Below are 9,084 nucleotides of genomic sequence, written 5' to 3'. Positions count from 1 at the left end.
GGCCTGCGGAACCACCGCCGGCCCGGGCCCCACGGCCGTCCTCAGCTCGCCGACAGGCGCGGGGTGCGCGGTGGCTCCGTCCGGCGGCTGCCGGTCGCCTCGAAGGCGGCGGCGAGGGCCAGCAGGGCGTTGTCGTCGTAGGCGCGGCCCGCGAAGGTCAGGCCGACCGGCATGCCGGCGTCCGCCATGGTGCCCATGGGGACGGTGACCGTCGGGATGCCGAGGTGGCGGGGGACGAGGTTGCCGTTGGCGACCCAGACGCCGTTGCGCCAGCCGAGGTCGGCGGACGCCTCGGAGACGTCCATGTCGGCGGGCGCCACGTCGGCGACGGCGGGGAACACCACCGCGTCCAGGCCCAGTCCGTCCATCCACAGCTCCAGGTCGACCCGGCGGGTCTCCTCCAGCCCGCGCAGCCCCTGCTCCAGGTGCGGCATGTCGGTGAAGGACGCGTACGGGCGCTCCCGCACGAAGCGCGGGTAGTCGCCGACCGAGTCCTCGAAGTTGTCGTAGCGGTCCGGGAGTTCACCCTCGTGCTTGGGGAAGATGCGGTCGCCGTCGACCTCGGCCAGGGTGGCCAGCGCCGGGTCGCCGTTGGCGCGCAGGAAGTCGTCCCAGGCCCAGGCGGAGAGGTCCTCGATCTCCACGGTGAGGTAGTCGCGGCCGACCAGGCCGCGGGTGAACAGCGAGGGCGCGCCGGGGCGGTCGGACTCGTAGTTGGTCACGACCGGGAAGTCGACCTCGACGACCTCGGCGCCGGCCGCCTCCAGGTCGCGGCGGGCGGCGTCCCACAGGTCGATCACCGAGGGGCGGGTGTCGATCGGCCGGCCGGTCTGGCCGCCGATGCCGCCCTCGGGGTTGGTGCCGGCGTCGGGGTCGGCGTTGATGTACATCCGGGGGACGCCGACGCGCTTGCCGGCCAGCGCGGCGCGCGCCGCCGCCGGGTCGGCGGGTGCGAGCTCCGGGTACGAGGCGGGGCGCACCTGCGAGGCGGCGGGCAGCTCCACCCAGGGCTGGGCGCGCCAGAGGTCGCCGCGGGTCTCCGGGTCGTCGCCGACCACGACGTCGAGCAGTTCGAGCAGGTCGGCCATGGTGCGGGTGTGCGGGACGACGACGTCCATGGTCGGGACGAGCGGCCAGTTGCCGCGCACCGAGATGACGCCGCGGCTGGGCGTGTAGGCGCACAGCGCGTTGTTGGAGGCGGGGGCCCGGCCCGAGGACCAGGTCTCCTCGCCGAGGCCGAAGGCGCCGAACGAGGCGGCCGTGGCGGTGCCGGAGCCGTTGGAGGAGCCGGAGCCGTAGGCGCTGGTGAGCCAGTCGGCGCTGTACGGGCTCTCCGCGCGGCCGTACACGCCGCGCTGCATGCCGCCGTTGGCCATCGGCGGCATGTTGGTGAGGCCGATGAGCACGGCCCCGCCGGCGCGCAGCCGCTCGATGGCGAAGGCGTCGCGCTGGGCCACGAGGTGCTCGAAGGCCGGAGAGCCGGCCGCGGCGGTCAGGCCCTTGGCGAGGTAGCTGTCCTTGGCGGTGTACGGGATGCCGTCCAGCGGGCCGAGGGTCTCGCCGCGCGCGCGGCGGGCGTCGGAGGCCTCGGCCTCGGCGCGGGCGTCCGGGTTCATCACGACCATCGCGTTGAGCGCGGTGGCGGTGCCCGGCCGGTCGTACGCCTCGATCCGCGCGAGGTAGGCGTCGAGCAGGCCGACCGCGGTGGCATCGCCCTTCTCCAGCGCCGCGCGCAGCTCGGCGATACCGGTCTCCACAACATCGAATCCGCGCGTCATGCGGGTGTCTCCTGGATGGGTCGGGTCGGGGTGTGCGACCGCCGGTCGGACGGTCCGCGGTCGGCGTGCGTCCGGTCGTACGGCCGGGTGCAGAGGTCGGCAGCTGGTGCTGGAACGTTCCAGCATCAGCGCACTTTACGTACTGCTGGAACGTTCCAGCAAGGTGGTGGGAGCCGGAATGAAGATCGGTGCGGGCTGGGTCTAGACTTCCGGGCTGTGACCAGCCGCTCCGTGACCCTGATCGACGTGGCCCGGGCGGCCGGGGTGTCCAAGAGCACCGCCTCCAACGCGCTGGGCGGCTCCGGCCGCGTCGCCGAGGCCACCCGGGAGCGGATCCGGGAGGTGGCCCGGGAGCTCGGCTACCGGCCGAACAGCGCGGCGCGCAGCCTTCGCCGATCCAGCACGGGCGCGATCGGACTGCACCTGCCGCGCACGGCGACCCGCCTGGACTACTACATGAACCTGGCGTTCGGCGCCGTCGAACGGGCCAGGGAGGACGGTCTGGACCTCGTGCTCCTGGCCCCCGGCACGGCATCCGGCGGCGGGCTCGCCTCCCGGGTCGACGGCCTGCTGGTGATCGACCCCGAGCTCGACGACCAGGCCGTGCCGGACCTGCTGAACGCGGGCGTGCCGGTCGTCACCGGCGAGCGCCACCTCGGCGGGGGAGCCGCGCCGAGCGGCGCGGTGGTATGCGACAACGCGGCGTCGCTGCTCGCCCTGCTGGACCACCTCGCCGAGCGCGGCGCCCGCCGCCCGGCGCTGCTGGTGCCCGGCCCGGCCTCGGACTGGGCGGCGGCGCTGCGGGACGCCGCGCGGACCTGGAGCCGCCGGGAGGGCGCCGAGGTGGTCGTGCGGCCGGTGCCGTTCGCGGCGACCCCGGCCGAAGTCGAGGCGATCACCACGGACCTGCTCGCCGGCGTCCCTGGCCTGGACGCGGTGATCAGCGCCCCCGACGGGGCGGTGGCCGGGGTGCTCGCGGCCGCGGCGCGGGCCGGCCTGCGCCCGGGGACCGACCTTTTGGTGGCGGCGTGTGTCGACGGCGCCGCCGCACGCGGATCCAGCCCGCAGGTGACGGCGGTCGACCTGCGGCCCGCGGACTACGGCCGGGCCTGCGCGGCCCTTCTCGGCGACCTGCTGGCCGGGACGGTCGAGCCCGGCACCGTCCGTCGCCACGACTGGACGCTGAACGTCCGGGCGTCCACGGCCGGCCGGGCCTGACACCGGGTCACGCGTTCCTTCGAGCCTCGGGTGCGGGGCACGGGCGGGCACGGGCCGGAGCGGGAGAGGGCCTGATCGAGGTGCCCGAGCCCAGCTCGGTGGTGTTCCAGGACGCCCGGCTGCTGCCCTGGAGCCGGGTCCTCGACAACATCGCCCTCGCACTGCCCGGCCCGCGCGCCGCCGCCCGCGAACTCGGGCGCGCGGCACTGGCGAGGTGGGCCTTGCCGACAAGGAGAACGCGTGGCCCGCCACCCTGTCCGGCGGCGAGGCCGCCCGGGTCGCCCTCGCCCGGGCGCTCGTGCGCGAGCCCCGGCTCCTGCTGCTCGACGAGCCGTTCGGCGCCCTCGACGCGCTCACCCGCATGCGCATGCACGGCCTCCTGCGCGACCTGTGCGCCCGTCACCGCCCCGCCGTCCTGCTGGTCACCCACGACGTGGACGAAGCCCTGCTCCTCGCCGACCGCCTCCTCGTCGTCGTCGACGGCCGTTTCTCCCTCGACCTGCGCCCGACCGTCCCCGCCGGCCCCGACCGCCGCCACCCCTCCTTCGCCGACCTGCGGGACCGCCTCCTCCTGGCCCTCGGCGTCCCGGAGGACGCCCGCGCCTGACCGCCTCCGGTGGTGCCCCGGCCCGGCGGGGCCCGGGGGAGCGGTGTCTCGGCGGGTGCTCCGGCCGGGGACCTCACGGACGTGCGACCGTGGCGTCCCCAGCCGCCCCGGTGCCGCCGCGGGGGCGGGGCCGGCGTTGTCGGAGGCCGCTCCTACAGTGAGGCCCATGGGACTTTCGATATCCGTGGGACTCCTCGACGACCAGGCTCGCAACGATGCCGAGGGGCTCGAGTACCACCGCTCCGCCTTCGCCCGCCTCAGCCGGGCGCTGACGGCGGAGGACATCGGCTGGCAGGAGCCGGAGATCACCGATCCGCCCCGTACCCGCACCTTCTCCGCCGGTTTCCCCTACGGGTACCTGACCCAGCTGCGCCGCATTCTGGTCCTCAAGGAGTTCGGCGAACCCGTCACGTCGGCTCTGGAGGTCGGCGAGCACCAGTACGAACTCGACTGCGAGAAGGTCCGGGACGAGACGACGAGGTTCGACTCCCACCTGCTCTGCCATTCCGACAGCGCCGGCTACTACGTGCCGGTCGACTTCGAGGACCCGCTCTTCCTCCCCGACGAGGCGGGAGTCGAGGGCGGCGGAATCGTCGGCTCCAGCCAGCGCCTGCTGGCCGAACTCTCGGGCATCGCGTCATCGATCGGCATCGACCTCGACGAGGAGGGTGTTCCCCTCGCTGCGGGGGAGACCGGGCGGGCCGCGGATCCCGTGACGGACGGACCGTTCGAGACCGAGCGGTTCGCCTGGCGCGGGCTCTACCGGGCATGCCTGGCGAGCATCGCCGGCGGGCACGCCATCGTGTTCCACTGACTCTTCCGAGGGCAGCGGCCGCCACGAGTGTCGCGGCCGGGCGACGCAGATTCATTCCGTTCCTCCGAGATCTCCGGACGGTGCCGTCCGGGCATTTCCGTGTTCGAAGAAGTGCGTCGAGAGTCGGCCAGGGCCGAGGCCGGTCCGCCCGTGTCCGACCCTCCACCTTCCCCGGCGGGTCGCGCCTCCCGTCCGCTGGATGTCAGGACGCGTGACGTTCCGACCGGGTGGGCGCGTGTCGCGGCCATCCTGCCACCCCTCGCTCCCTCGGGTCGGTACCGCTCGCAAGCCCCGGGCTGGGACCGTGGCCCTCGGCGAGTCCCATCGGACCCGGGTGCGACGCCTACGGCTCACTTCTCGACGAGGACGATGTCCTCGATCCGGGGGCGCAGCTTGATCGTGTCGCCGAGGGCATCGATGATGCGGTGCAGGCCCTTGGTCGAATTCCTCTGGAACGCCGGGTGGACCAGGCCGCGGGACAGCAGTTCGTGGTTGACGGCCTGGTGCGGCAACGGCACGTCGACCCTGATGACGGCCCCGCTCTCGGCGTCCGGGATCGGTGCACCCTTGCCGACCACGGCGACGCGGCGCCCGTAGGTGTCGCCGCCGCCGGTGAGGATGAATCCGGCGACGGACTCCGGGGTGGCGGAGACGACCTCCTCGTCCGCCGCCGACGAGTAAGGACACCCTGCGCCTCATTCGGGCCGAGGCTTCTCGGGTAAGTCGAAAATCCCAGGTCAAGAAGCTTTCTCATATCAATTCCATGATTCGGGTGGAGTTGCCGAAGCACCGAGTCTGGACACTGTGCACCTGCGGGATTACAGCCTCTCCACAGCCTGCGGCAGCAGGAAAGGAAAGAGGGGGAGGGAATGACGAGCGGCGGCCGCAATGCCGCCTGCCCTGTCATTCGGCGGGATTTCTCATTCACGGAAAGCGGCCCACGAGGCTGGCGGGGCCTCGTGATTCGACTCGAACTGCTCCTGCCGGCCGGCGCGACGAAGCCGTTCGGGGCAGGGCCCGAACCTGCCGATCGGCAGGTAGGGCTCGATCAAACTCCACTGCTCGTCGGTGAGTTGCCTGCGCGTCACATCAAACAGGCCTACCGGGTTCTGCCCCGGAGCGGGGCAGAACCCGAAGATTGATCACAGCATCACACAGGCCCTACCTCGACCCGGGTTCCGGCGGCCCGCAGAACGACTTCACCAACCGCAACACCAATCGCGTCCCTGCTGCCGCTCACCGGGATGACGGCCGGGAGCCTGCTGCTGCACCTCCGGGCGATCCGACGGCTACCGAAGCCGGTGCGCGGGGTCGAGGACACGGGCGGGGACTGGCTGGACGACCTCGTGCCCCTCGCGAACCTGCTCGCCGGCCCCCGCTCCCGCGCGGGGCGCGCATTCGCCGCGCTGATCGGCCGCGGCACGGTGCTCGGCTTCGTGCGTCCGCGCTTCACCCTGCTCGCCGCCGCAGCCGCCGTCTCCGCTGGCCTGCTGGTTGCCACGGGACTGGCTTCCGGCGAGGGCTGGCCCGGGGCGCTGCTCTTCACCGTGGAGGCCGCGGTCTTCGCGGGCGGCACCTTCGCCTTCGTGATGGTCTGCAACAGCGTCCTGCGGTTCGCCGCGTCCCCTCCCGCATCGGGGACGCGACGGGCCGCCCGGATCGCGACCACCGCAGGCGCGTTGACGCTGCCGGTCTCGTTGGCGCTGCGGGACACCGCCTGGCGGCTGCTCGGGCTCGGCGACCAGGTCGACTCCATCGGACAGTGGGCGGCCTTCGCACTCGCCTGTGCGCTATTGGCGGGCGCGCTCACCTTCGGTGTGGCCGCGACCGGAACCAGGGAGTGACAGCCGCGGACGTGGGGGCGGTCGGCTGCTGCACGGCGGTTGTCATGTCTCTTGGAGCCAGGGCCTGTTGGAGGTCGTCGAAGCCCCCGCCGGATCGGCGCGGGCTTCGACAAACGGAGCGGGCCCCGCACGGCCCCATCTCCCCGGCCGCTTGTGCGGCTCGGTGTGGGCGTTCTGTTCAGGCGGTCGTTGTCACCGGGCGGTGGGAGAGGGCGTCGGAAGCCCTGGCCGTGGCGTAGAGCGAGACGGCCAGCGCGATGACGAGGGCGGCGCCGGCGGCGAAGATGCTGCCGGAGGAGACGGCCTTGGCGCTGCCGGCCTCGGTGCGGGCGGAGCCGGCGATGAAGGGCATCACCACGAGGACGGCGACGCCGAGAACGACCTCGCCCCAGACGACCTTCGGGAAGTGCCGCAGGGTCAGGTGGAGCAGGGAGGAAGTGTCGTCGGCGCGGCGGGCCCGGGCGATGCGGGGCATCAGCCAGAACTGGTTGACGGCGCCCGCGGCGACGAGGCCGGCGACCAGGAGGATCTTGACGAGCAGGGCGATGCCGTAGCCGGTGGTCCACAGCTGGGAGATCGCACCGACGTGCTTCCAGCTGAGCCAGAGGCCGGAGACGGTGACGGCGCCGACGCAGATCATGGCGACGAGGCTGAACCGGCGCCACATGTCGGCCCAGAGAAGACCGGCGCCGTCGCCGAGGCGGCCACGGGTGCCGGCGAGGGCGGCCAGGAGGGCGAGGCCACCGAGCCAGACGACGCCGGAGATGATGTGGGTCTGGTCGAAGGCGAGGTCGAGCCAGCGGTCGAGGTCGGCGGGCTTGGTGGCGGGGACGGCCGCGATCAGGGTGACGGCGAGGGAGAGCGGCAGCGCGGTGAGGGCGATGGCGTCCGTGTGGCGGCGGGCAGCGGGCACGAAGAGGGCGATCAGCGTTGCGGCCGTCACGGCCAGGACCGCGTTCTGGACCAGGTAGACGTTGCCTTGGGCGATCCAGGCGCCCTTCGCGGCCGGGGCGTGGAGGTAGTCCCAGATCCGGTCCGGGGCGAGGGCATCGCCGAACGGTATGCCCTTGCCGGCGCGGGCGAGACGGGCGGCGAGCTGGAAGTAGCCGGCGACCAGTAGCACCACCCCTGCCCAGGCGAGGTAGGCCGCTGATCTGCTTCGCAGGGCCTCGGCGTCCTGGCGGCTGGTTTCCGGCGCACGAAGTGCCGGGCGCACGGTGGTCGCGTACGTGATGGTGGTGCCGAGGGCTCCGCTGAGGCCGATGAAGTAGCCGGCCTTGGTGAGGACCCGCCAGAGCTGGGGCATGGTGTATCCGGCCGTGTCCGCGGCCAGCAGGGCGTGATGCATGAGGTGAGGCTACCCTAAATAAGGTTCCCCTAAGTTACCTGGAGGGCCGCGGTTGTTCAATCGTCATCATCTTGTGAGCTGCCTATCGGTCCGCACTCCGGGGAGCGCCCCGTCGCCATTTCGCCTGGTGCGAAGGTTGCCAGGCACCGGAGTCCGATGCTCTCGGTCCCCCCCGGGGGCGCCGGGGCAGGCGCTCGCCGGCACAGCCGTGGCGGGAGCGGCGGAGGCCACGGATCACCAAGTGACCGGCAACGCCTGCAGGCCGCGGAAGACCAGTTCCGGCACGTAGGTGAGCTCGGACTCGTCAACGGCGAGGCGCAGTCCCGGATACCGTTTCACCACGGACCCGATCGCCACCCGCATCTCCCGGCGGGCCAATATCGCGCCGAGGCAGAAGTGCGGCCCGTGCCCGAAGGCGAGGTGCGCTGCCGGTCCTTCGCGCGTGATGTCGAAGCGGCCGGGATCCGGGTACACACCGGGGTCGCGGTTGGCCGCGACGATGACCGGCAACACCGGTTCGCCCGCCCCCAGTTCGACGCCCTCCAGATCGACGGGCTCGGTCGTGACCCGGACCTCGGCCGAGGTGAAAAGCCTGCTGTAGCGCAGTAGTTCGTCAACCGCCGGTCCGATCAGGTCCGGTGCCGACCGCAGCAGCGCGAGTTGGTCCGGGTGGCGCAGCAGGGTCAGGAACGAGTTGCCCAGCTGGTTGACGGTCGTCTCGTGGCCGGCGATCAGCAGGCCTTCGAGGTTGGCCAGCAGCTCGGGTTCGGTGAGGTGGTCGCCCTCGTCGTTGGCGGCGACCATCGCCGAGATCAGCCCGTTGTCCGGCTGCGCCCGCTTCTGACGCACCAGATCGGCGAGCCAGTCCTGCATCTCGCCCTGTGCGGCCCGCAGTTCGTCCGGAGTGATGTTCGTGACGAACAGCCGCCTGGTCCACCTGCGGATGGCCTCCGCCTCGGAGTAGGGCACGCCGAGCAGCTCGCAGATGACCATCAACGGCAGTGGAGCGCAGAAACCTGCCACAAGATCCGCGGTTGGATCGAGGGAGTCGAGCAGGGAGTCCGCCAGGGACTGCACGCGTGGTTCGAGCTGATCGACCATGCGCGGGCTGAACGCCTGCGACATCAGCTTGCGCAGGCGGGCGTGGCGCTCGCCGTCCAGGCTGGAGACCAGTAACGGGTCGGCGGCGACGGACAGTTTCAGCGGGCTGCCCGGAAGTGTGGCCGCCTCCCGGCTGAACCGGCTGTCGCTCAGAACCTGGCGCACCGCCTTGTAGGAGAGGGCGAGCCAGACGTCCGCCGTACCCATCGACGCGAGGACGACCGGAGCCTTCGCGAGCAGGGCCTCGGCTTCGGGCTCGTTGTCGAGGTGGTGTGGTGTGGTGAGGGGAAACGTGGCTCGCATCGCTGCCTCCTGACTGGATGTCACCGGATCCGGGCGCCGGGTGCCGGGCGCGAACGGCCGGGACCGACGTA

General features: G+C 72.4%; 7 protein-coding genes and 1 pseudogene. 4 read left to right on the top strand and 4 right to left on the bottom strand.

The window, feature by feature from the left end; all coding sequences use genetic code 11:
* Positions 1-41 precede the first annotated feature (41 nt).
* Positions 42-1,778: an amidase gene (locus tag ACWGKU_RS28130; protein ID WP_401054258.1), complete on the bottom strand. Its 1,737-nt coding sequence runs from the start codon at positions 1,776-1,778 to the stop codon at positions 42-44.
* Between the two features lie 216 nt (positions 1,779-1,994).
* Between ACWGKU_RS28130 and ACWGKU_RS28125 the strand changes: the two genes are divergently transcribed.
* From ACWGKU_RS28125 to ACWGKU_RS28115, 3 genes and pseudogenes are all read left to right on the top strand, one after another.
* Positions 1,995-2,996, top strand: coding sequence for a LacI family DNA-binding transcriptional regulator (locus tag ACWGKU_RS28125; protein ID WP_452180292.1), 1,002 nt, complete (start codon positions 1,995-1,997; stop codon positions 2,994-2,996).
* Positions 2,888-3,603 (top strand): annotated as a pseudogene (locus ACWGKU_RS28120) (ATP-binding cassette domain-containing protein). The gene ACWGKU_RS28125 and the pseudogene ACWGKU_RS28120 overlap by 109 nt, the downstream one beginning before the upstream one ends.
* Positions 3,604-3,769: 166 nt before the next feature.
* On the top strand, positions 3,770-4,417 hold the full coding sequence (locus ACWGKU_RS28115) for a hypothetical protein (protein ID WP_452180293.1): 648 nt from the start codon (positions 3,770-3,772) through the stop codon (positions 4,415-4,417).
* A 350-nt stretch (positions 4,418-4,767) separates the two neighbouring features.
* On the opposite strand, the gene ACWGKU_RS28110 is transcribed toward ACWGKU_RS28115, so the two are convergent.
* Positions 4,768-4,995 (bottom strand): hypothetical protein, encoded by a 228-nt coding sequence (locus tag ACWGKU_RS28110; protein WP_452180294.1) that lies wholly within the window; start codon positions 4,993-4,995, stop codon positions 4,768-4,770.
* Positions 4,996-5,661: 666 nt separating this feature from the next.
* Here ACWGKU_RS28110 and ACWGKU_RS28105 point away from each other — a divergent pair.
* Complete coding sequence (locus ACWGKU_RS28105) at positions 5,662-6,261, top strand: hypothetical protein (RefSeq protein ID WP_452180295.1); 600 nt, start codon at positions 5,662-5,664, stop codon at positions 6,259-6,261.
* 178 nt (positions 6,262-6,439) lie between these two features.
* On the opposite strand, the gene ACWGKU_RS28100 is transcribed toward ACWGKU_RS28105, so the two are convergent.
* Both ACWGKU_RS28100 and ACWGKU_RS28095 read right to left on the bottom strand, forming a co-directional pair.
* Entirely contained in the window at positions 6,440-7,609 is a 1,170-nt protein-coding gene (locus ACWGKU_RS28100; RefSeq protein ID WP_452180296.1) for a CopD family protein, read from the bottom strand.
* 234 nt (positions 7,610-7,843) lie between these two features.
* A complete protein-coding gene (locus ACWGKU_RS28095) occupies positions 7,844-9,037 on the bottom strand; it encodes a cytochrome P450 family protein (RefSeq protein WP_452180297.1) in 1,194 nt (397 codons plus the stop codon).
* Positions 9,038-9,084: the final 47 nt, after the last annotated feature.

This window comes from Kitasatospora sp. NPDC054768 (assembly GCF_053612025.1).
The sequence above is the reverse complement of the archived record's forward strand: the minus strand, read 5'-3'. Positions and strand labels throughout refer to the sequence as shown.